Source organism: Microcoleus sp. Aus8_D2, from assembly GCF_036702665.1.
GTDB lineage: Bacteria > Cyanobacteriota > Cyanobacteriia > Cyanobacteriales > Microcoleaceae > Microcoleus.
In genome coordinates this window covers 171,100-193,925 of sequence record NZ_JAUBUN010000002.1, presented here as the reverse complement: position 1 = coordinate 193,925, position 22,826 = coordinate 171,100, and the positions used below count along the sequence as shown (strand labels likewise).

22 protein-coding genes are annotated in these 22,826 nt (G+C 45.2%); 8 read left to right on the top strand and 14 right to left on the bottom strand.

All coding sequences use genetic code 11. The features are described from left to right. Positions 1 to 137 precede the first annotated feature (137 nt). The 3 genes from QUB64_RS02655 to QUB64_RS02645 all read left to right on the top strand — a co-directional run bounded on the left by QUB64_RS02655 (position 138) and on the right by QUB64_RS02645 (position 1,555). Positions 138 to 509, top strand: a complete 372-nt coding sequence (locus tag QUB64_RS02655; RefSeq protein WP_333266219.1) for a DUF4278 domain-containing protein — start codon at positions 138 to 140, stop codon at positions 507 to 509. Between the two features lie 250 nt (positions 510 to 759). Then, complete coding sequence (locus QUB64_RS02650; RefSeq protein WP_333266217.1) at positions 760 to 1,410, top strand: RNA ligase family protein; 651 nt, start codon at positions 760 to 762, stop codon at positions 1,408 to 1,410. Beyond that, positions 1,385 to 1,555: a hypothetical protein gene (locus tag QUB64_RS02645; RefSeq protein ID WP_333266215.1), complete on the top strand. Its 171-nt coding sequence runs from the start codon at positions 1,385 to 1,387 to the stop codon at positions 1,553 to 1,555. Before QUB64_RS02650 ends, QUB64_RS02645 begins: the two co-directional genes overlap by 26 nt. Here QUB64_RS02645 and QUB64_RS02640 read toward each other — a convergent pair. Together QUB64_RS02640 and QUB64_RS02635 are read right to left on the bottom strand one after the other, a co-directional pair. Then, entirely contained in the window at positions 1,552 to 3,114 is a 1,563-nt protein-coding gene (locus tag QUB64_RS02640; protein ID WP_333266212.1) for a B12-binding domain-containing radical SAM protein, read from the bottom strand. The genes QUB64_RS02645 and QUB64_RS02640 overlap by 4 nt on opposite strands. A 579-nt stretch (positions 3,115 to 3,693) precedes the next feature. Beyond that, the gene (locus QUB64_RS02635) at positions 3,694 to 3,924 is read right to left on the bottom strand and encodes a hypothetical protein (RefSeq protein WP_333266210.1); all 231 of its coding nucleotides are present in this window, start codon (positions 3,922 to 3,924) and stop codon (positions 3,694 to 3,696) included. A gap of 288 nt (positions 3,925 to 4,212) precedes the next feature. Here QUB64_RS02635 and QUB64_RS02630 point away from each other — a divergent pair, with 288 nt between their 5' ends. Continuing rightward, the gene (locus QUB64_RS02630; RefSeq protein ID WP_333266208.1) at positions 4,213 to 7,554 is read left to right on the top strand and encodes an NACHT C-terminal alpha/beta 1 domain-containing protein; all 3,342 of its coding nucleotides are present in this window, start codon (positions 4,213 to 4,215) and stop codon (positions 7,552 to 7,554) included. A 286-nt stretch (positions 7,555 to 7,840) separates the two neighbouring features. Here the strand turns inward: QUB64_RS02630 and QUB64_RS02625 are convergent, their stop codons facing one another. From QUB64_RS02625 to QUB64_RS02610, 4 genes are all read right to left on the bottom strand, one after another. Beyond that, complete coding sequence (locus QUB64_RS02625) at positions 7,841 to 8,104, bottom strand: type II toxin-antitoxin system RelE family toxin (protein ID WP_333266399.1); 264 nt, start codon at positions 8,102 to 8,104, stop codon at positions 7,841 to 7,843. A gap of 11 nt (positions 8,105 to 8,115) precedes the next feature. Next, complete coding sequence (locus QUB64_RS02620; protein ID WP_333266206.1) at positions 8,116 to 8,331, bottom strand: hypothetical protein; 216 nt, start codon at positions 8,329 to 8,331, stop codon at positions 8,116 to 8,118. A gap of 111 nt (positions 8,332 to 8,442) precedes the next feature. After that, positions 8,443 to 9,624 (bottom strand): RtcB family protein, encoded by a 1,182-nt coding sequence (locus QUB64_RS02615; RefSeq protein ID WP_333266204.1) that lies wholly within the window; start codon positions 9,622 to 9,624, stop codon positions 8,443 to 8,445. A 175-nt stretch (positions 9,625 to 9,799) separates the two neighbouring features. Next, entirely contained in the window at positions 9,800 to 10,183 is a 384-nt protein-coding gene (locus QUB64_RS02610) for a DUF2358 domain-containing protein (RefSeq protein ID WP_333266202.1), read from the bottom strand. A 76-nt stretch (positions 10,184 to 10,259) separates the two neighbouring features. On the opposite strand from QUB64_RS02610, the gene QUB64_RS02605 reads away from it, so the two are divergent. Continuing rightward, positions 10,260 to 10,874, top strand: coding sequence for a glutathione S-transferase N-terminal domain-containing protein (locus QUB64_RS02605; RefSeq protein WP_333266200.1), 615 nt, complete (start codon positions 10,260 to 10,262; stop codon positions 10,872 to 10,874). 259 nt (positions 10,875 to 11,133) lie between these two features. Here QUB64_RS02605 and QUB64_RS02600 read toward each other — a convergent pair whose 3' ends face one another. From QUB64_RS02600 to QUB64_RS02585, 4 genes are all read right to left on the bottom strand, one after another. Continuing rightward, complete coding sequence (locus QUB64_RS02600; RefSeq protein WP_333266198.1) at positions 11,134 to 12,558, bottom strand: NADP-dependent isocitrate dehydrogenase; 1,425 nt, start codon at positions 12,556 to 12,558, stop codon at positions 11,134 to 11,136. A gap of 399 nt (positions 12,559 to 12,957) precedes the next feature. Further along, positions 12,958 to 13,572 carry a DedA family protein gene (locus QUB64_RS02595; RefSeq protein WP_293347810.1) on the bottom strand — a complete coding sequence of 205 codons (615 nt, stop codon included), beginning with the start codon at positions 13,570 to 13,572 and terminating at the stop codon, positions 12,958 to 12,960. 336 nt (positions 13,573 to 13,908) lie between these two features. Then, positions 13,909 to 15,186: an adenosylhomocysteinase gene (ahcY, locus tag QUB64_RS02590; protein WP_333266194.1), complete on the bottom strand. Its 1,278-nt coding sequence runs from the start codon at positions 15,184 to 15,186 to the stop codon at positions 13,909 to 13,911. 280 nt (positions 15,187 to 15,466) lie between these two features. Then, complete coding sequence (locus QUB64_RS02585) at positions 15,467 to 16,078, bottom strand: DedA family protein (RefSeq protein ID WP_333266192.1); 612 nt, start codon at positions 16,076 to 16,078, stop codon at positions 15,467 to 15,469. 332 nt (positions 16,079 to 16,410) lie between these two features. Here QUB64_RS02585 and QUB64_RS02580 point away from each other — a divergent pair, with 332 nt between their 5' ends. After that, positions 16,411 to 17,292 carry a mechanosensitive ion channel family protein gene (locus QUB64_RS02580; RefSeq protein ID WP_333266190.1) on the top strand — a complete coding sequence of 294 codons (882 nt, stop codon included), beginning with the start codon at positions 16,411 to 16,413 and terminating at the stop codon, positions 17,290 to 17,292. 375 nt (positions 17,293 to 17,667) lie between these two features. On the opposite strand, the gene QUB64_RS02575 is transcribed toward QUB64_RS02580, so the two are convergent. Beyond that, the gene (locus QUB64_RS02575) at positions 17,668 to 18,366 is read right to left on the bottom strand and encodes a PEP-CTERM sorting domain-containing protein (RefSeq protein WP_333266188.1); all 699 of its coding nucleotides are present in this window, start codon (positions 18,364 to 18,366) and stop codon (positions 17,668 to 17,670) included. Between the two features lie 613 nt (positions 18,367 to 18,979). Next, a complete protein-coding gene (locus tag QUB64_RS02570) occupies positions 18,980 to 19,579 on the bottom strand; it encodes a sulfite oxidase-like oxidoreductase (protein WP_332946878.1) in 600 nt (199 codons plus the stop codon). A gap of 316 nt (positions 19,580 to 19,895) precedes the next feature. Between QUB64_RS02570 and QUB64_RS02565 the strand changes: the two genes are divergently transcribed. Continuing rightward, positions 19,896 to 20,129, top strand: a complete 234-nt coding sequence (locus QUB64_RS02565; protein ID WP_333266185.1) for a hypothetical protein — start codon at positions 19,896 to 19,898, stop codon at positions 20,127 to 20,129. 265 nt (positions 20,130 to 20,394) lie between these two features. Here QUB64_RS02565 and QUB64_RS02560 read toward each other — a convergent pair whose 3' ends face one another. After that, positions 20,395 to 21,090 carry a potassium channel family protein gene (locus QUB64_RS02560; RefSeq protein WP_333266396.1) on the bottom strand — a complete coding sequence of 232 codons (696 nt, stop codon included), beginning with the start codon at positions 21,088 to 21,090 and terminating at the stop codon, positions 20,395 to 20,397. A gap of 141 nt (positions 21,091 to 21,231) precedes the next feature. Next, positions 21,232 to 22,566: a TrkH family potassium uptake protein gene (locus tag QUB64_RS02555; RefSeq protein ID WP_333266183.1), complete on the bottom strand. Its 1,335-nt coding sequence runs from the start codon at positions 22,564 to 22,566 to the stop codon at positions 21,232 to 21,234. Positions 22,567 to 22,599: 33 nt separating this feature from the next. On the opposite strand from QUB64_RS02555, the gene QUB64_RS02550 reads away from it, so the two are divergent. Continuing rightward, positions 22,600 to 22,815, top strand: coding sequence for a hypothetical protein (locus QUB64_RS02550; protein WP_333266181.1), 216 nt, complete (start codon positions 22,600 to 22,602; stop codon positions 22,813 to 22,815). Positions 22,816 to 22,826: the final 11 nt, after the last annotated feature.

Genomic DNA, 22,826 nt, shown 5'->3' with positions numbered 1-22,826 from the left:
TCCTGAAAGTCGAGATCAAAATTTTAGACCAAAGTCCCAGCTACCAGATTCATCTGTGAAGTAAATCTAAAATCCAAAATCCAAAATCTCAAATCGACTGACGACCGTTTTTATCTCAATATTAAGGATCGAAAAATATGAAACTCACTTATCGCGGTGCTAACTACGACTACGACATTCCGACAGTGGATATGATCGAAGGCGAAGTCGCAGGCAAATATCGGGGTCAAGAGTGGAACTATCGGTATCCGAGACACATTGCCGTCCCCAAAAAATATGGCGGTATCAACTCTACCACAAAGCGAGATTTTCAAGCCCAGCAGGATGTCACAACAGTTGGCGCCCCTTTCGCCGCGGTTGAATCTGCACCAAGTGCTGCGGATTTGGCACAAGTTCACCGGGCGCATATTTGCAATATTCTCGATCGACGCAAACAAATAGCCGCAGCCAAGGGCGATGAAACGCTGCTGCGCTTGCTAGAAAGAGAGTGGAAGCAGATGGCCTGTTAGAAAATAGCTTCAGAAAACAAAGCCTTTGTCCAGAGGGGGAAATCGAGTTTAGCTCAATTTCCCCCTCTACCCATATCTTGTTAAAATTACGTATAAATGGCGATAAAAATCCCAGTCAATCAACAAAAAAATAGGTTTGTAGTGAGGACTTCAGTCCGCATTCATGAAGGACTAAAGTCCTCACTACAAACAGCTCAATACATAATATAAACTACCATCTTAAATTCAACATCAAAAGGAAGTCAAGACAGTGACAAAAATCCAACTTGCCTATCCCAAAATTCCCGACAGCAAAAACGCTCCATTAGATAAGTGCACAGCCTTTGAAAAGTACGATGGCACTAATCTGCATTGGGTTTGGGAAGAGCAACTTGGGTGGTATGCGTTTGGAACACGTCGCGACAGATTTGATTTAGACGATCGCGGAATGGCAGAATTTAACGCCGCACATCCGGGTTTAGAGGAAGCGCCAGAGATTTTCGCCAGAGACTTCGCGAAATCTCTGGAAGCTCTATTTCAGGCGAACCCAGAATATCACAGCCCAGAAATCACGGTATTTACAGAGTTTTTTGGTGCTAGCTCGTTTGCAGGAATGCACAAACAGGATGAACCCAAAAATTTGGTGCTGTTAGACGTGCAGGGCGATCGAAGTATTGTCGAACCCGAGCAATTCGTGCGAGATTTCAATTCCGTGAACATTGCTAGAGTTGTCTATCGCGGAAAGTTGACAGGCAAATTTATTGATGAAGTGCGCGAGGGTAAATACGGTGTAGGCGAGGGAGTTGTGTGTAAAGGAAAAGATAAGGCTAACAAGGTATGGATGGTCAAAATTAAAACGATGGCTTACATGAAAAAACTGCAACAAGCATTTAAAGATGATTGGGAGACATATTGGGAGTGATATTAGTGCGATCGATCGCTATGTGCTAGGGCAGGTTCGCCAAGATATCCAGCACAAATCCGAAATCTTGTCAACCCGCCCCGCCTCGATCGAGATCGGACGATCGCTAAATCGAACGCGATCGAGGCGGGCGAAACCGATTTAAATAACTAAAACTGGTTCCGGCACTTTTTCCTGTTTTGCTCGATCGATCGTTTCTAACTGTTGCAGCAGTTGCGCTTTCACTTCATGACGGTAATTAAAGAAGTGTTCGCCTAGGCCTAAAACAGTCATGTAATCGTAGAATAGACGCGGTTTAATCAGAGCGATCGCGATCATTTGCCACCAGAAACGAAACCGCGTCGAACGCACAATACCCTGACGCCAACAAACTGCCAAAAATAAGCGCAACTCATTCGAGGTAATTTTAGGCATCCAGCGCCCCCGCCAACCATTCATCATCATAAAATGACGGTAGGTGCGCTTTAGATAAGCCCTTGGTTCGTAAATATTCCAGAAAGCATCAATATATTCACTGACAATTTCTTCCACCGGGCGCGTCGGCACAAAATTCATAATAGCACCTTGATGGAAAGTTCCCAAACCATCCACCAAGCGACCTTCTTGTTGCAAGCGCGTCCACATTTGCGTATTCTGCAACGCATGAAGCAAACTAAACTGACCTTGGGGAATGCCTGTCGCTTCAATAAACTCTTGAATTCGCTGACCCGCACCCGGACGTTCGCCATCAAAGCCGATGATAAATCCCGACATAATTTGCAGTCCGGCTTGGGTAACTTTCTGACAAGATTCAACAAGGGGATGGCGCGTATTTTGATTTTTGTGGATGCCTATTAAGCTAGTTGTATCTGGCGTTTCAATTCCCATAAATACGACAGTCATACCCGCTCTTACCATGAGTTCGACCATTTCATCATCTTCTGCTAAATTTAGCGAAGCTTCCGTTATCAAGATAAACGGATAATTTCGTTCTTCCATCCAAGGAATCAACGATTGTAAAAACACCTTGGCATTGCGTTTATTGCCGATAAAATTATCATCCACAATAAACACATACCTGTGCCAACCCATCTGGTAAAGGACTTCCAATTCCCCTAGCATTTGTTCGGGTGTTTTCGTGCGCGGTTTGCGTCCGTATAAGTTAATAATGTCGCAAAATTCGCATTGAAACGGACATCCCCGCGAAAACTGTACTGTAATTGCTAAATAAGCATCTAAATCGAGTAAATCAAACCTGGGAATTGGGGTTTGAGTGACATCCGGTTTTTCAGCAGAACGGAAAATACCGCTTTCCTCGCCGCGTTCCAATGCTTCTAGAAACATGGGAATAGTGCATTCACCTTCATCGAGAATCAAATAATGCGCGCCAGCTTCTAATGCAACATCGGGTACAGAAGTTGGGAACGGCCCGCCGACGGCTACTTTTTTACCCGACGCGACGCCTTTGTGAATTATTGCTTGGAAATCTGCTTTCTGAACGATCATGGCGGATATAATTATGATGTCGCACCAATCCCAGTCAGCTTCAGTTTCTGTTTGCACGTTGCGGTCTGCAAACCGGATTTCCCAGTCTTGAGGCAGCATAGCAGCAACTGTAATTAATCCTAACGGTGGATTGGTGGAGCGCAAACCAGCTAAATTCAGTGTTTCTTGATAAGACCAAAAAGACTTGGGAAAATGAGGCCAGATTAGTAAAGCTTTCATGTCAAAAAAACCCGCTAGTTTGGATTTGAGATTTCGATTCCAAGTAGCAGCCTGGGAAGGCAAATAGTCGATCGATTATAGTTACCCCATTTCCGAGGTTTTTCCCAGACATAGGTTCTCAAATGGGGAGGAATGCGGGGCAGGGCTGCTTGTCCTGGAACTGATTCGGTGAAAAGAATGCGAAAAATTGCGATTCGGCCGCAGAGACGTGGCGCGATCGCACTTGGAAAGATATAAAATATAAAAATAATCTACTCCCCAGGTGCGGGTTTTATATCATCCAAAAGGAATATTTTTAGATTAAATTTTATTAAGTAGGATGAACTGGCTATAGTTGGCGATCGAAAGTGCGATCGCGCTAAAGTAGGTGAAATTAGTATGTGAAATTAAGTGCGATCGGGTTAGCTGAGAGTTAGCCGACAGTTAGCCGAGAGTCCCACAGTCCGACAGGGGTTTAAACCCCTGTCTCATAGCGAAAGTCGTCGGTCGCCGACTGAGGAGATTTTCGGTCATTTTGAGAGGACTTTTGCTATCAGACGGGGAATTAATTCCGTGGTGGTTTTTGGGGTGAAGTGGATGCTAAGGGCGATCGAGCTTTTTCACACTCTTTTGGGTGCGAATAGCTTTGACGACTAACTCTCTCCCCTGAACTATCATTCCCAGAATCACATCCAGGGCTGGTTTCCCAGATTCTACATCGAGATAGCCCTGCACACCAATGATGACTGCTTGCAGGATGAACGCACTTGCGATGACTCGCTCCACAAACTTTTGAGTAGCTTTTTGTGGTTGATTCTTCTGGATAGACATTGAACTCACCTTGTTTTTGGTTTACAAGGTCAATTGTTTTTTTGGGTTTTTCCCCAAACAACTTCCCCACGCAAACCTCGTAATGCTTGTAGAATGAGGATTAGCAGCTTGGGGGTGCAAGCTGGTTTGGGCAACTCAAAAATTTTTTTAGTACGACTTACGCACGGGTAGCCAGAAACCGGGTTTTTTTACGAAAATCCTCCGCCGTAGTCCGCAGATTAGGTAAAAAACCCGGTTTCTTTGGTCTTGGTGGGTAAGTCCTGTTTAGGTTTTCTTTATCGTTACGGTATGTCAAGAAATAGTGGTTGGGGAGAAGCAGAGCAGAAAAATAGCTTAAACTTCGTAGAAGCTTTACTGTCTCATGCAGATGAAGCACTGGAATTAGACAATGCACTCAAAACCGCTGTTCAGGTTGAGTGGGTTTCTGCTAACCAGTTGCGCGTGACGGGGAAAGAAAAGCAGAAAACAGGGAAGCGAACTGTTGAAGTTGGTACGCGGAAGGAACATTTAGTTGCACTGATTAAAAAAACTGGCAAACCCTTAGAAATTGGCAAGCGACAAGGAAGCCAGCAAGACAAGGAATTGGATGCAATTCAAACAGTCCTTGACTGCTTGAGAGAGTTGGGAGTATTGAAGGAAGATCCCAATCCGAGAAAAAATCAAGGCTACTGGAAATTCACGCTGACGTTGCAACACCAAACAGCATCAAGAGATAAGAATCTGGCTGTAATCAAGCAGAAATGGCAGGACAAAACAGCTTCAAATATACCGGAATCATCACCGATACCCGATAAAAATATTGACTGGCGCGATATCTGCGACAAAGTTGTAGCAACTCAACAACTCCGCCGCCAAGCAACAGCACAACAATATGAATTAAATATTTACGTTCCCTTGGGATTAATGGAACGTCCCAAAACACCAAATCCCATACCAAACCCCACAGGCGAAGAGTCACGCCAGAAAGAACCAGAACCGCAAATCGTCGAAAAGTATAAAGATGATGCTTTTTTCCAGAAAGTTATCACCGAAAATCGCACCGAAAAAGGCAAGCACATCGCGATTATTGGCGAACCCGGTGCGGGGAAAACAACGCTATTAGGAGAATTGGCGGAACGGTTGCCGAAAAGTTCCCCGGATTTTCCGATTTGTATTCGACTGGCAGATTTACGGGAAAGCACCATTGAAGATTATTTACTCGATAATTGGCTGAAAAAAGCGCTGCAATTTATCAATTCTGATGCGGAAAATGTAACGCCAGAAATCAAAAAAGCACTCAAACAACTGTTCTGTCAAGGTAAAGTATGGTTGCTGCTGGATGCCGTGGATGAAATGGCGGCGGCATCCCCCGTGCAGGCGTTGGCAAAAATTCGGGAACAACTGACAGACTGGGTGGGTAAAGCGCGGGTGGTGCTAACTTGCCGTTTGAATGTTTGGGATGCGACGATTAGCAATACCCTGACGAATTTTGAGACTTATAAAACATTAGAATTTGAACCCGATGATGTCGATGAGTTTATTCGCCAGTGGTTTGAGCAAGCGATTCAGGATGAGAAACGGCGCAATTCTGGCAATGAAAGTTTTTGGCAATCCCAGGGAAAACGGTTACAGCAACAGTTAAAAGAAGCGGGAAAAGAGAGAATTCGGGAACTGGTACGCAATCCCCTGCGGTTGTCGATGTTGTGTCAGTCTTGGTGCGTAGCTGAACGGGATTTGCCGTCAACGAAGGCGGCACTTTACGAGCAGTTTACCACTTATTTTTTTGAGTGGAAACAAGAGGAATTTCAGAAAAAGCACCGAGTATTAAAGGAAACGGATAAAAAACAGATTCAACAAGCTTTGGCTAAGTTGGCTTTAGCGGCAATGGAAAGCGCCAATCGGTTTCGGATCGAGCAAGAATTTGCGATCGGGCAGATGGAGGAACAGTGGTTTGATTTAGCGGATGAATTGGGATGGTTGGTTTTAGTTGACAGGGATACTCGCAGGAAAAAGCCTGTTTATTCGTTTTTACATTCTAGTTTTCAGGAATATTTTGCTGCGAGTGCGATCTATCATTGGGACTTTTTCCTGCCAAGTCAACATAAAGATAAACCCGTCGCAGGTAAATATCGCATTTTTGAACCGCAGTGGAAAGAGGTAGTTTTGCTATGGCTAGGGCGCGAGGAGATAGCGCAGTATCAGAAAGAAGAACTTATCAAAACATTGCTAAATTTTGAAGATGGATGTGGCAAGTTTTATTTGCATTTAGCTCGTCTTTTAATTTTCGACTATCTCTATGAGTTTGGCTATCTCAATAAGGTTTCTATTGAAGCCTTTATAGACTGTGAACTTACAAAAAATCTAGATACTTTTCTAAGATTGCCTGCCAAGTATATAAAAACATTGTTAACACTGTACAAGTATGGGCCTGTTGGCAGTCTGAATTTTGATTTGCGAGAATGGTTAAATTCTATGCCTGAAGTGTTCCTTATTGAAGAAGAAGTAAATATGAGACTGGGTGATTTAACGTTCCTTTCCATGCCAGAATCATTCTTGATAGAACGTGAAATGAGTCTCGATCAGGACTATTTAATCATTAACGCACTAAAACAAATCAATAGTACCGATGATATAAATAGCTTGATTCAATATCTTAACATAGAATCTCAACATAATATTTGTATTACTAAGTGTGGTAATAACCTTGAAGAAAATATGATTGTTTTGGAAATTGAATTTAATGAGGAAGCTGAACAAGATAGTGATATTCGTAGAGAAGCTATGCTCAAACTTATAGAAATTAGTCGTAACGACCCTATGCCTGTTGCTGCGGCTGCAAGTCTGGCAATATACACGAGCCAAAACTCACACACACGTCGATTACTTACTTGGCTATTGGGAGAAATTGCTCCTGGCAATTTAACTGTCTTGAATTCCTTAGTTTACTTATTACAGACTAGCCAAGATAAGTTGACTCGTGTGGGGGCTATCGATAGTTTACATAAAGTTATAAAACGGGGGGGTCTGCTCCAGGCGATGGTTGAGAAATTGAAAAATAATTTAACATATCAGGTTTACAAAAACGATTCTGCTCTCTACAATGAATGCTTCAGGATTCTATTATACTATACTCAAACCATATCTTACCCCGACTTTTATCAAGCTTGGCACAAAGACACCCCTACCAACTCCGCAACAGCAAGCCTCAACTTAGCAAACTTACCCCAAATCCTTGCCGCAGCCATTAACAATCAACCCGATTTATGCAGCAAAGTAAAACTAATTTGCATCGACACTCACCAATTCATCGATCCCGAAAACCCCGCCCCAGAAATTTACGATGAGATGCTCAATCAAAATTGTCCAGAGTCGCAAAATGGCTATCCAGATACCATGCAAAAACTCAAACTCTATTGGAATTCCCTGCGCCGCCAAAGCGAAATTCCCCTGTTTTTCATCTGCTACGATTCCACAGCCCTCTCACCCACACCCACAGGAGTTAGCGCTCCATTTCTGAAAGCTTTAAGCAAATTCGATCGCACGATTTGTGTCGTATGCGAAAAAGGGGATATTTCCTTGCCAACTTTTTCACCCAGTCAACCCGATCTAATTGAGGAAATAGTTAAATTTCTCCGCGCGCGCATCAGTTAATCGAGAAGCGTCATAGTCTTTGCGATTGCTTCGCGGGGACGCTCGCAATGACATCCTTCGCTAACTGAACCGTATTGTTCTATATTCTATCATTCCCATATTGCAGTATTTAGGACTTACGCACGAGTGGTGAGAAACCGGGTTTTTTTGCGAAAATACTGCATCTAGACCTTTAATATCGATAAAAACCCGGTTTCTTGGGTATTGATGCGTAATTCCTGAATATCGCTCGCCCCTACTATAAAGAAGAATAAATTACTATCATAGGCAAATATATGGCAAATATTTACGGAAAATAACGATAAAATTCCCGGCGATGTAGAACGCGCATCACTTCTATAACATCTCCGTTAACCTCTATTCCCATACGGTAATCGCCGATGCGGATGCGATAGCGACCACTGTAACCCCTCATGGCTTTAATATTAGGAATCTCCTCCAAAGTGTTGATGGCTTCTAACGTTGTAAAGGCAAGTTCATAGATGCCTTGGTATGATGTCGAACTCTTCAATTGCTTCAAGTCTTTTAGAAAAGCTTCACGGTATTGCACTTCCAAGATAATTACTCCTCAAGATAAGCTAATGCTTCGGCTCTATCTAGCAATGTTGTATTCACAGCTTCATTCATCGCTTTGTTCAGGCAATAATCTTCTACCGCTTCCGCTAAATTCTCCTCTGAAACTTCTCCAGTAGGTAACAGTTGTCGCCATAAATCAATCGGAATTACTACTCCGATCGCCTCGCCGTCTTTGTTGGTAAGATATTCAATATTTATCATGTCTATTTTCCTCAAACCTGAATTTATATCGATTCCTGCCTCTCAGTGTATCCTCTGAAATGCGGTTTTCTGCGAGAGCAATGCTTGCGGGCAAGTGGCAACTTCCCCCCATCACCCCTTAACGCAAACCACCTGCTTCAAAGTTGCCACAACTTCCACCAAATCCGACTGCTGCTGCATCACCTCATCGATCGACTTATAAGCCCCCGGAATTTCATCAATAATATCCTCATCCTTGCGGCACTCAACCCCCTCAGTCTGGCGCACCAAATCATCCAGAGTATATACATTCTTTGCTTTGCTGCGAGACATCAAACGGCCCGCACCGTGACTGCAACTACAGTAACTTTCAACATTTCCCTTGCCTTTCACAATAAAAGACTTCGCCCCCATCGAACCGGGAATAATTCCCAAATCCTCAACTTGCGCGCGCACGGCACCCTTGCGAGTAACGTAGACATCCTCACCAAAATGCACCTCTTTTTCCGCGTAATTGTGGTGGCAATTTACCTGTAACAGCGGTTTAGTAACTTTGCCACCGGCGAGATGCTTTTCGACAATTTTCTTAAACCGATTCATCATGATATCGCGATTAAAACTCGCATAATCCTGCGCCCACTGCAAATCGTGCCAGTAAGCAGCAAACTCTGGCGTACCCGCCACAAAATAAGCTAAATCTTTGTCAGCCAAACTAATTTCTGCCAGTTTAGCTAAATCTTTGGCAGTGTCGATGTGGTGTTGGGCTAGCAGATTGCCGATACCGCGCGAACCAGAGTGCAGCATCAGCCAAACCGAGTTTTCCGTATCAACGCAAACCTCAATAAAATGATTGCCACCGCCGAGGGAACCCAACTGTTTTAAAGCTTTATTATCTTGGTGTTGCACTCCTTGATGCAGTTCCTTGAATTCGCGCCATCCCTGCCAGTTGGTGACAGATTTTTCGACTTCTTTGTTTTCAGCAAATCCGACGGGAATTGCGGCTTCGATATCGAGGCGAATTTGTTTGAGTTTGCCTTCTAATTTGTTGGCGTTAAATGGCATTTTTACTGCCATCATCCCGCAACCAATATCGACGCCCACAGCAGCAGGAATAATTGCTTCTTTTGTGGCAATTACTGAACCGACTAAAGCACCTTTTCCTAAGTGTACGTCGGGCATGAGGGCGACGTGTTTGAATACAAAGGGCAATGAGGCTACATTGGCGGCCATCTTGGTTTCTTGTGCTCCCAGGGCGTGATTTGCCCAGGATAATACTGGTTTTGGGGTGGATATTTCTAATTTTTCGTAGGGCATTTTTGTTTAAATATATTTTGCTCGATACGTTATGTAGTATATTTGTAGCACAAGTATCGGCTAACGTCAACAGCCCGATCGCCAAAAACAACATTTTCAACCAAAAAAGGTGCTGAGTGCGCCCTAAAACCTCAACCCGTACACATCGGACAGACTACAACCTACTGAAAGGCCTTTATTTTTCAGCAAATACGAGTTGTTTGAGTACATCCAACCGCGAACAGTTCCAGTAATCGATGTGGGAAACGATTAAACCGTCGCTGTTAACCTTCAGTTCGCTCCTACCGCTAATTGCCATTTTAGGTTTCCAAGGTAGCGGTGCGATCCAACTCAGAGTCCAGCGAGTGTCTATACTATCTCCAGACTGAGAAATATCGTGCAAATCCATTTGAATTTGTTGAAAAAACGTCCCCATAAACCCGATCATTTTTCGGTAGCGATCGACTCCTGTAAATCGATTCACTGGGTCTTCAAAATAAACATCTTTTGCGTAAATGTTGTAAGTCTGATTTTCCGGGAATCTTTGATAATCGTCTTTGAGAATTTCAATAATGTCCATTTTTCTTAATTAACCGGCACCAAGCCAAAATCTTATTATAATATAATTGTTACCAAAAGCTTTTAACAGCACAACTATGATCGACCTCTACACTTTTACCACACCCAACGGCCGCAAAGTCTCGATCATGCTCGAAGAAATAGGTTTACCCTACAACGTGCACGTCATAGACATCAGCAAAAACGACCAATTTAGCCCAGAATTCATCGCCATCAACCCCAACAGTAAAATACCCGCAATAGTCGATCGCGATAACGGCATCACCGTCTTCGAGTCCGGCGCTATCCTGATCTATCTAGCCGAAAAAGCAGGTCAATTTCTGCCCACAGACAAAGCAGAATACTTTCAAGTGATGGAGTGGCTGATGTTTCAAATGGCCAGCGTCGGGCCAATGTTCGGTCAGCTAAACCACTTCAGACGCTTTGCACCGGAACAAATTCCCTATGCAATTCAACGCTACGAAAAAGAAACTTTGCGACTCTACGGAGTATTAGATTCTCAACTAGCAAAACACGCATACATATGCGGCGACTATTCGATCGCCGATATCGCGACTTATCCGTGGGTGGCTATTTACGAATTTCAAGGATTAACCCTCGACAACCATCCCCACCTCAAACGTTGGGTAGAAACCTTGCAGAAGCGTCCCGCCGTTGAGCGCGGTATGGCTGTTCCAGCTATACAAAAATAGCACTTTTTTGTGGCGGGCTCGCGTGCCCACCCCACAGTAATCTTATGATTTTGGGCGGGCTCGCGTGCCCGCCCAAAATCAACTTTACTCGGGTGCATCTCAGTTTTGCATTTGTAGTAGTGCTGTCCCGCTCGGGTGCTTTACAAAGCACGCGAGATCGGGACAGCACTGTAAAAAAAAATATTTTTGCGAAAATGAGATGCTCCCATTCACTCTTTTTTGAACTGGCTTCTAGCCCGTTCAAAAAAATCCCTACAACCTAATCAGCAAAGTGCTTAATAATCGCCTCAGCAAACTCCGAACACTTGAGTTCCGGCACCGGAGGCTCCATCAACCTTGCCAAATCATAGGTAACTTCACCGTTAGAAATTGCAGCGCCCAAACCCTTCTTAATCAAATCTGCGGCTTCCTGCCATCCCATATATTCTAACATCATCACCCCCGACAAAATCAGGGAACCGGGATTAACTCGATCGAGACCGGCGTGTTTCGGTGCAGTGCCGTGAGTTGCCTCAAAAACAGCACATTCATCACCAATATTCGCACCGGGGCCCATGCCCAATCCGCCCACAATAGCAGCGGCCGCATCTGACAAATAATCACCGTTTAAATTCATAGTCGCCAAAATCGAATATTCGGCTGGTCGAGTTTGAATTTGTTGGAAAATACTATCAGCAATCCGGTCATTGACCATGATTTTTTCTTTCCACTTTCCGCTACCGTGACTTTCCCAAATTGCGGACAAAACATCGGCAACTTCTTTACAAATTACGGCTTGTTTTTCGGGTGTCAAAGCGTCGTAGCCCGGATCTATTTGGCGGGCATTGTCTTCTAAGCTAATCTCGGGATTGTGCTCTTTGTTCCCGAGAATCCAAGATTCTCTTTCTGTTACGCAATCAGCGCGAAATTCGGTGGTTGCCAACTCGTAACCCCAATCTCGGAAACCTCCTTCGGTGTATTTCATGATGTTGCCTTTGTGCACCAAGGTTACTTGCTGCTTGTCTTTTGGCAACCGCAAAGCGTGGGTAATTGCCCGCCGTACTAAACGCTGAGAACCGCTTTTGCTAATTGGTTTAATTCCGATCGCAGAATCGAGGCGTATTTGTTTTTTGCCGTGTTCTGGCGTTGCGGGAATTAACTCATTGTTGAGGTATTCAATTAGTTTGTTACCGATTTCGCTGCCTTGTTTCCATTCAATTCCCAGGTAAATATCTTCTGTATTTTCCCGGTAAATAATTACGTCTAGCAGTTCGGGAGTTTTGTGCAGCGATGGGGTGCCATCATAATATTTGCAGGGCCGCACGCAGGCGTAGAGGTCAAATATTTGGCGCAAGGCTACGTTGAGCGATCGAATTCCGCCACCTACTGGGGTTGTCAGCGGGCCTTTGATGGCGACGCCGTATTCTTTGATGGCGTCTAGGGAATCTTGGGGCAGATACTGGTAGGTACCGTAGACATCGCAGGCTTCGTCGCCTACGTAAATCTTGAACCAGTTAATTTTCCGCTGGCCGCCGTAAGCCTGTTCTACCGCAGCATCCATGACTTTCTGGGATGCCGGCCACAAGTCTACGCCCGTACCGTCGCCGCGTATGAAGGGGATAATTGGGTCGTTGGGGACGATCGGCGAACCGTCTTTGAAAGTAATTTTAGAACCAGTTGTCGGGGCTACAATTTTTTCGTACATATCTTAACAGTGCGGATAGCAATGTTCCCTATTTTGCCACGATTGTCTGTCTAAACCTCAATAAATCCTAATTTTTGTCTAAATTTAAATTTGATGTTTGGGCGATCGGCTGCCCGTCACTGTGATGATATGTGGATAGTAGATGAAAAAAAGTAGCAAATATAGCAGATTTTTGGCTCAAATATGGTCTTCTGTTTATGTTTTGTCGCTAATGTTGAGACATTGTTGAAGCGAGTCAAAATGGCGATTGCTTTTGAACCGCAGATGAACGCAGATTATTTTGAGGATATGGCAACCGCCAAGACAATTAGGAAGTTCTTAATTTCTGAAATATAAGATTTTATTGCTTCTTCTTTCCTCCTTCCTCCTTGCTTCTTTCCTTCTTCCTTCTTCTTGCATTTATTTGCGATATTTTTCCTTCTGCATATTCTTTTTCACAACCCACAAAATAAAGCCGATGACAATAGTCACAGCCACTATTTTGGAAACAGGAGCTAGGTAATCATCTACAAGTGCATAATTTTCACCTAATTTATATCCGGCAAAAGTGAGGAAACTCACCCACAAAATTGTGCCGATTGTTGAGTAGACTAAAAACGGGATTAAAGCCATATTGTTGATGCCAGCAGGCAGGGAAATTAGGGTGCGAACTCCCGGTACCAGGCGACACAAAAATACGGCTTTGTTGCCGTGTCTGTTAAACCATCTATTTGCTTTGTCAATATCGGCGCCTGATACTGTAATCCACTTGCCGTATTTGTCGGCTAAATTCCTCAAGCGTTCTTCGCTCAATATTTTACCCGCATAGTACCAGGGAAGTGCGCCTAAGACTGTGCCGATCGTCCCTGCTGCGATCGCCGGTATCATCTGCATATCGCCCTTGGATGCGGTGAATCCTGCCAGCGGCATAATCAATTCTGAGGGGATCGGCGGGAACAAGTTTTCTAAGAACATCAACAGTGCAATGCCTAGATAGCCCATCGACTGCATTGTGTTAGTTATCCATTCAACCATTTTGATTTAATAATTGGTAATAGGTACAGCAGAAGTCATCAGTCATTAGTCATTAGTCATTAGTCATTAGTCATTAGTCATTTTGCTCGTTCCTAGGCTCTGCCCATTGGTGACAACTTAAGACTGAAAGTCCTGAGAAATCTCGTTTTTACCTGAGTCTAGATCCCCCTAAATCCCCCTTAAAAAGGGGAGTAGGGGTTGACTTTGATCTGATTCCGGTTCCCCCCTTATTAAGGGGGGTTAGGGGGGCTCTAGACTTCGACACAAACAAGAAAGACTGTTGGTTTAACCTTAAGTTGTCAGCAATAGGATTGTTTCTACAACTCTAAACTCTGATTAGGTGCCAGAAGTCCAAGAGTTGGTGTACTCAATTTGATCGGGAGTCAAGGTATCAATGAAAATACCCATTGCTTCCAATTTTAGACGGGCAATTTCTCTGTCAACTTCTACGGGGATTGAATGAATACCCGGCTCTAGTTTGCCTTTGTTTGTGACAAGATGTTCGGCGGCTAAGGCTTGGTTAGCAAAACTCATATCCATGACAGCGCTGGGGTGTCCTTCGGCTGCTGCCAAGTTGATCAAACGGCCTTCGCCCAACACAATAATCGACTTGCCATTATTGAGACGGTATTCTTGAGTGAAAGAACGAACTGTTTTCACGTCGGTGCTTTTTGCGCCGAGGGATTTGAGGTCGATTTCAATGTCGAAGTGACCGGAATTGCAAACCATTGCGCCGTCTTTCATGGTGTCGAAATGTTCGGCACGAATGACGTGTTTGTTGCCGGTAACGGTGATGAAGATATCGCCGACTGTTGCTGCTTCGTCCATCGGCATCACGCGGAAACCGTCCATCACTGCTTCGATCGCCCGGATCGGATCGATTTCGGTGACAATTACGTTGGCGCCCATGCCGCGGGCGCGCAGTGCCGTGCCTTTGCCGCACCAACCGTAGCCTGCAACCACAATATTTTTACCGGCTAACAAGATGTTGGTAGCGCGGATAATGCCGTCTAGAGTAGATTGACCGGTGCCGTAGCGGTTGTCAAAGAAGTGCTTCGTATCTGCGTCGTTGACGTTCATGGCGGGGAAAGTCAGCACGCCATCTTTCAACATAGCGCGCAGGCGCACGATGCCTGTGGTGGTTTCTTCCGTAGTTCCGATCAAGTCGGAAATTTGGTTGGGGCGGTGCTGGATCAGCGCTGCTACCACGTCGCTACCGTCGTCGATGATGATGTTTGGACGGTGGTCGAGGGCTGTGTTAACGTGACGTTCGTAGGTAGCCGCGTCTTCTCCTCTGAGGGCGAAGACGGAAATGCCGTAGTCTTCAACTAGGCAAGCTGCTACGTCATCTTGGGTGCTCAGGGGGTTGCTGGCGATGAGTACAGCGTCTGCACCGCCCATTTTCAGGGCGATCGCCAAATGAGCTGTTTCTGTGGTGACGTGGCAGCAAGCTGAAATACGGATGCCTGCGAAGGGCTTTTCTTTAGCGAAGCGTTCTTGAATTTGACGCAATACCGGCATTTCGCGGCCGGCCCACTCGATACGTTGCTTGCCCAACGGGGCGAGGGATAAGTCTTTGACTTCGTGTTTAATTTTGACGGATGTAGCTACCATGTATGTTATTTCCCAGAAATCATCAAACTTTGTTAGTTTTAGCAGATTATCCCATCGGCGGGCAAGTTTTGCGATTTTAGTCGATCGCGATCGGCGGTGCAGATCTTAAATTTTGATTGTGAGCGATCGATTCAATGGAGTCAGTCGCACCGCTAGACTCAAAAAATGGGAGCATCTCAGTTTTGCAAGAAGCATTTTTTATCTTCCGTGCGAGCTGTCGCGAGCTCGCGTGCTTATACACGCACGCGATCGGGGACAGCACTATAAATGCAAAGCCTACTCAATCTTTTTTGTGAGCGCGGCGTTCTTGAATTATATGAATAATCGAAGGCACAAAAGAAAGTACAATTATTCCGCCAACAATCGGCAGTAAATATTGGTCAACTTTCTCCGGAGGAATCATCTTTCCCAAATAATAACCGAGCAGCGTTAGCCCCACTGTCCAAACAAACCCGCCGATCAGGTTGTAAAACATAAATGTTTTGTATTTCATTGCCGCCACTCCCGCCACTATCGGCGCAAAAGTGCGGACAATTGGCATAAATCTCGCCAGTACCACTGCTTTTTGGCCGTGTTTTTCGTAGAAGTTTTCGGTTTTATCTAAATATTCTTTCTTAAACAGCCAGGAATCTTCCTTGTTAAATAAGCGACGGCCCCAACGGTGTCCGCTTGCATAGCCCACATTATCGCCTGCCACGGCGCAGACAAAACACCCAAAAATTAGCGTCCAAATATTCATAGAGTTTGGCCCAGCAGCCACAATTCCCGCAGCAAACAGCAGGCTGTCTCCCGGCAGAAAAAAACCGAACAGCAATCCGGATTCCGCGAACACAATAGCCCAAATTCCCAAATATCCGAAGGTTTTAATCAGTTGCTGCAAATCAAAATTCATCTTTCTGTTTTTCCGAGGAATGAGCTAAGCAGTACATATATGACATCTATGATATCACAATACTTCGGACAGTATGGGGCATCGAGTACCCCAAACCCAGGCGGGCTTACTTGTGGACTATTTTTTGAAAGTTAAGTAAGAGTCCTAACTTTCAAAAAATTCGTTGAAAATGGCCAGAATCGCGCTGTAAAGCTTACAGGGGCTGTAAAAAACTGTCCGGACTATTGATATCATTGTCTGTTGAATATAGCATAAACGAGGGTCGGGAAAAATCAGAAATTAGCCAGCGTTCGATTATTTCCATAAAAATTTATTTGATTTCAAATTTAACAATGGGCGTCGTAATTCAACAAATCCAAACTAGCTTGTTAAATCTGCTGGGTCAAGCGATCGAGGCAATGCCGTCAATAGCAGCGGCCTTGGCAGTTATTTTGCTAACTCGCACCGCAGCTAGGTTTGTGCGACGAATGAGTTCGGCAGCTTCTCAACTTACTGTCAAAAGTTTGTCTTTGCGATCGCTCACGAGTGCAAACTGCCTATATCCTGACTTGGGCGATCGCCCGTTCGATCGCCTGCGCGATCGCCCGTTCCCGGCTTTGCGTCCGGGAGACATCATCGGCTTGTTAGGATTGAGTTCAGTAGCTGTTAGTTTCGCCTTCCAAGACATCTTCAAAAACTTTTTAGCGGGAATATTGATGCTGCTGCACGAACCGTTTCAATTAGGCGACCAGATAATTGTAGAAGGCTTTGAAGGTACTGTTGAAGAGATTTCGATGCGTTCAACTCAAATTCTGACTTATCAGGGAGAGCGAGTGATTGTGCCGAATGCGATCGTATTTACCAATTCAGTGCGGGTACTCACAGCCATGCCGCACAGGCGAACCGACCTGCCTTTAATTTTAGACTACGATACCGAACCTTCCTTAGCAATTGAAACCTTGGTTCAAGCTATTTCCGAAGTCGAAGGCGTTTTTTCGCAACCAACCCCAGAAGTAGATATTTCAGGTCTTAACGATGGTTATTTGCATCTGATTGTCCGCTATTGGACGCTGCCGGAACAAGCACAGGTGCGACGGACAAAAACCAGGGCTGTGGTGGCGATTAAAGCAGCGTGCGATCGAGCGGACATTAGAATTCCTCAACCCGTACCGGTGAAGTTGTATGACTTACGCTCCTCGAACAACTCTGCGTCAAATTCAGCTAGCGACGCATAATTAAGCTGCTGCGAGAGGGGGAGAGGGCGAGAGTGGGAGAGTGCCAGATGCTCCAAAGGAGCATCTCAATTTTTGCAAAAAGCATTTTTTATTCTAGTGCGAGCTGTCGCGAGAACGCGTATTTTACAAGCAAGCGAGCTCTCTACAGCACTACAAATGCAAAACAGAGATTCTCCCTGCGAAACATCCTCTTTCTTCCCTATTCCTTCTTGCTTCTTCCTTCTTGCTTCTTCCTTCTTGCTTCTTCCTTCTTGCTTCTTCCTTCGGAATTCTTCAATCAAACAAAAGGCGAGCCGATTTCCCATCAGCGCGCCTGCACACAGTATTCTTTTTTTTCAAACGTAATTGAGCAGATCGTTCCGTTTCAAAAAATTATCAAACTGTCTTGCTAGCGCGGCGGCGGCGTGCTGCAACCAATCCGCCCAAACCGAGAGCCAAACCAGTCATGGTAATCGGTTCGGGAACTGCTTCTGCGCTGACGGTGAAGTCTTGGAAGTCTGCCTCGTTGCCGTTACCGCGATCGTCGAAGGAGATTAGCGTGCCTCCATTAAACACAGAACCTGTTCCGTTTGTGTACGATCCGGCAGCTTGGAAGGTGTTCGTTGTTTCTCTGCCGAGTGCGTTCCACAGTGGCAATGCCGCGCCAAACACCGCTTGCTGGCTGCCAGCGAAGTCAGTGTTCAAGGCTGAGGTCGAGTAGACAGTGCCGTTGCCACCACTGTTGAGTCCCAAAGTGTAAACTTGATTTGCCAGGAATGTGAATACTGCCGAGCCAGAACCCAAGACTGTATTGCCCAGAGATCCTTTCCATTCGTTCTCGCGGCCATTGTCTGAGGATTTAGTTTCCGAAAACAGGGTGCTAACTAGAGATTTCGCTGAGCCGTTTACTTCGTAAATTCCCAAAGAGGAAGTGTACATACCGTGAGACTCTTTGAAGTTAAACATGACATCTGTATTTTTGCCGAAGGTGATACCGTTGGTACCAAAGGAGAAGGCTTGGGCTGGAGATCCTGCTCCTAATAAAGCGGTGGCGGCTGCGGTAGCTGTTAGGGCGGATAAGAGTTTAGTATTCATTACCTGATTCCTTTTGTTGGAAGATATTAATAATTTTATTATCTGATACTTTGTGTATTTTTTTTGCACTTTATGTGAATTTTGACATACTCTTTATCAAGCCTTTACAAATCCTTTATAAATGCTGTCGAGGGAATCGGCAACCGGGCGATCGCTCCCTAAAAATACACACCAAAAATCATAAAAATTGTGGCGATAAACCTTGGATTCGCGGTCATGCGAGCGCGAACCGGCCAAACTGATTTGGGTCGGGTTTATCCTAATTTTTGATTTTATTCCAAGTCTAAATCCTTAACAGCAAACACTTACGTATAAACACCGTCACTTCCGCGAAATCTGACAGTTATAAAAGTTTTCTATTAACCAGAAACTGGGAATATTTGTTTTTTGGAACTTGCGTATGGGAGTTAAAGTAGTCGATCGCTCGAGTAAATTACTTACAAACGGAGATCGTTGGGTTGAGGTATTTTGGTTGAACTACGGAGAGCCCGCGCCGTGACAGAACCCAAAGATGCGATCGAGAGCGGCTTTCTGCTTTCACAATTGCTGAGCCGATTGCACCTCCAGAAATACCATATATAGAAGCTCTTGGCAAGCCCTAATCGCGATCGCATTAAAAAAGACCGCTGTAGCGTTCCTCAGCCCAAGGTTCACCCCTGCGGTGGTAGCCGTTGCGTTCCCAAAAACCGAGTTGTTCGGTTTCTGTAAACTCCAGGCCGTTAATCCATTTCGCGCTTTTCCAAGCGTACAAGTGCGGAACTACCAGCCGCATCGGGCCGCCGTGGTCGGGGGATAGGGGTTCGCCGAAGACGGTGTGGGCGAAAAAGTTTTCGGAGCGCAGGAAGTCGTCGATCGCAATATTAGTAGTGTAGCCGCCGTAGCAGTGCTCCAGGACGTGCAGAGCCGATCGATCGACTTCTACGTGGTTCATAAAATCTGTGACTTTGACTCCCGTCCACTGCACGTCAAGTTTTGACCAGCGGGTGACGCAGTGAAAATCGGCAGTAAAGTTACTTTGGGGCATGGCCTGGAAGTCTGACCAAGTGAAGGTTTTTGGTTTGGCCAATCCCCAGACTTTAAATTCCCAACTCTCGATGCTGACGGAGGGTGTATCGCCGTAGGTCAGGACGGGAAAGCCGTTGGCGAGGTATTGACCAGGGGGGACGCGATCGCTGTTTTCTGATTCTGGCTTGCGAAAAAATTTGCCCTGCATTGATTCAAGCTCTACAGTAAATGACTGCAATCCTCAGTATAACTTACAGAGAAGGGCGCATCGCAATTGAGATCCAGGTATTCGGCTGTCATCACTTATGTAGAAAGAAATATCCCCCAACTCTGCCCTATGCCGACCTAATTCTGCCGTTTGAGAGAGCCAAAGCTAAAAATTAAACAAGTCTTGCCCCACCGTATTAATTCCCTAACCTTAAATCTTATCAAAATTAATGGTACATTTCCGAATCTTTGATGTATTGTTACAATATGCTGAGATGCCATATGTAATGTAAAAAAAATTTAATGGGGTAAAAACCATGATCGCAAGTTGCTTGATTCCGTTTACGCTCTGCTTGATTGCTGGGTGGGTGACTGCTGGGACTGACAACAGAACGCTAGACGGGATTCCGGCTCCGATAGCTGCAATTATTGGAGTGTGTTCGTTAATTTGGTTTTTGGCTGTGTGTCCTTGGCCTGTGGAACTCGCTCTAGTCTTGGCGGTGCTGGTTTTAGGCAAAGCTTACCTGCAAAATATCTTGAAAGTCGGCTGAACTTTCGCAAGCTGGCGCTCCTAGATTTGCGGGAGCGCGAGCGTCGTCGGGTGCTTCTACTTTATTGAAAAATTTTCGCTTTTGGCGATTGTTTGGGTTGTGTTCTCAGAGCAAGCCCCAACGGCAAAAGCAACCCTAGCATTGGTAAAATTCAATTTAGATATTTCGGTCAAAAAATTAGAACATCAAGGTGGTCGTTAGAGCGCACATAATATAAGGTGCGCACTGCGCACCCTACATATTGAGTAAGTCAAATGGCGAGCTGTTAAATTGGCAAGCGATTGATATCTTTATTAGAACCAATTACTACCATCACTTCGCCGTTTTTCAAGCGTTCGTTTGGCTGGGGATTGATCTCGAACTTGTCGGCGCGACCGACTGCGAGCAAGTTCAAACCGTACCGGCGCCGGAGATCCAAATCAGCAATGGTTTTACCGTCAAATTTTTCAGGAACGAGCAACTCAACAATGCTGTGATTTGGGTCGAGGTCAAAGCGTTCTAAAATGCTGGGTTGTGTAAGAATGCGGGCTAAAGAGCAGCCCATTTCTCGTTCGGGAAAAACTACATGATCGGCGCCGACTTTTTTCAACAGTTTTAAGTGAGTTTCCGAGGAAGCTTTGGCGATTACGTGAGTTACCCCGCCTTCTTTAAGGTTGAGGGTGGTGGTAATGCTTTCTGCTAGGTAATTGCCGATCGCCACAATCACTGTTTCAAATTCAAATATACCTGCTTCCTGTAGAGCGCTAGGCTCAGTAGAATCTAACTGCACAATGTGAGCAGAAATGCGATCGTTCAAAGCTTGAGTTACTTTTTTTTCGTCGGTGTCAACCCCGAGGACTTCGTAACCCAAGCCGTGCAGAGTCGAACACACAGCTCTGCCGAAACGTCCCAAACCAATAACTGCAAATTGCTTGTTTTCGGCGCGCAAACTGCGAAAAAATTTTAAAGATGAAAGGTTCACGCTCATATTCAGCGCTCAAGGTCTGGATATTCAAATTTTAGCACAGACAGCGCTGCCTCCTTTTGATTTTTGAGTAAATAGTAAAAGTTGATTTGGGTTGTTACCCATTGTTTAGATTATCAGAAACGAGGCAGGATTTTGCTATCCGACTAACAAACTTTCCTCAGCATACTTAAAAGTTCTGGGTTTGGGGTCGCCGAATGCGGCACTCATCAGCAGCAGCACGCCAACCCGACCTATGTACATGGTAGCAATCAAAATTAATTTGCCGATCGCCGAAATTTTGGCTGTAATCCCTGTGGAAAGACCGACTGTGCCAAAAGCTGACACTGCCTCAAACAGCACTTGGATAAATTCTAGTTCGGGATTGGTCAGCTCGATTAAAATTGCCGATGAGAAGGCGACTAACAGCGATCCGAAGACTACGCTAATGGTTTTCAAAATCAGTGCTGCTGGGATTTGACGCTGATAGGACTGCACCTCTTCCTGGCCTTCGAGAACTGCTGCGGTACAGCTAAACAATATTCTAAAAGTTGTGGTTTTGATGCCGCCGCCGGTGCTACCGGGACTGGCGCCGACAAACATCAGCGCGATCGTCATAAATAGTGCGGCTTCGCTCATTTTGCCGATATCTATTGTATTGAATCCTGCCGTGCGGGGAGTAACTGATTGAAACCAAGCTGCCATTACCTTTTGCGGAAAATTGAGCGGTCCGAAAGTTCCTGGATTGTTGTATTCCAGCAGCAAATATGCTATGGTTCCTAAAATTAAAAGGGCAGCAGTTGTACTGGTGACAACTTTAAAGTTGAGGGAAAAAACTGTGCAGATGGGGCTTTTGTTGAAGCGATCGCGCAGCCACAGGTACATTTCCATAATTACTTGATAGCCAATTCCCCCAAATACGATCAAACCGGTGACTGTGAAGTTAATTACAGGCGAATTGACGTAGCGGATTAAATTATCTGAATAGATGCTAAATCCGGCGTTGTTAAAGGAATTAACGCTGTGAAATATAGCAGACCAGAGACCGTCTTTAAATCCGTATTCTGGGACGAAAACCAACATCAGCAAAAACACTCCAGTTAATTCAAACAAAACGGTTGTTGCTAGAATTGACTGCACGAGTTGCACTACGCCCGCTAGTCCGGTTTTGTCCAGTGATTGTTGCAAGGCAATTTTGTCTTTTAGGCCAAAGCGGCGGCCCAATAACAGCAGCAAGAAAGTTGTGGCTGTCATGTAGCCCAAGCCTCCTATTTGCACCAGTAACACGAGGCACAGTTGCCCCCAAAAAGAGTAATATTTTCCGACATCGACTACAGATAAGCCTGTGACGCAGACGGCGGAAGTAGAGGTAAAGAGTGCTGTGATTGGATCGCTCCAAGTTCCATCAATTGTGGAAAATGGCATCATCAGTAGTAGAGCACCTGCGGTAATGACGGCGAGAAAGCCCAAGCAAATGGTTCGCGAGACGGTCATTAGATTTTAGATTTTAGATTGTAGATTTGAGATTTGAGAGGGAATCCACAAATCGATTTGAGATTTGAGACTTCGGCCTTGGCGAGCGTCGAACGATTTGAGATTTGGGATTTTAGAGGGAACCCACAAATCGATCGCCTGGCTGGAAATAAGGATATCTCTGCGAGTGCGAGTGCAGGCGGTCGAGATCGCACTTTCGCCGCCAACTGCGATGACAACAACGGGAAAATCACGGTAGAATTCCTGTAATAACTTGCGAT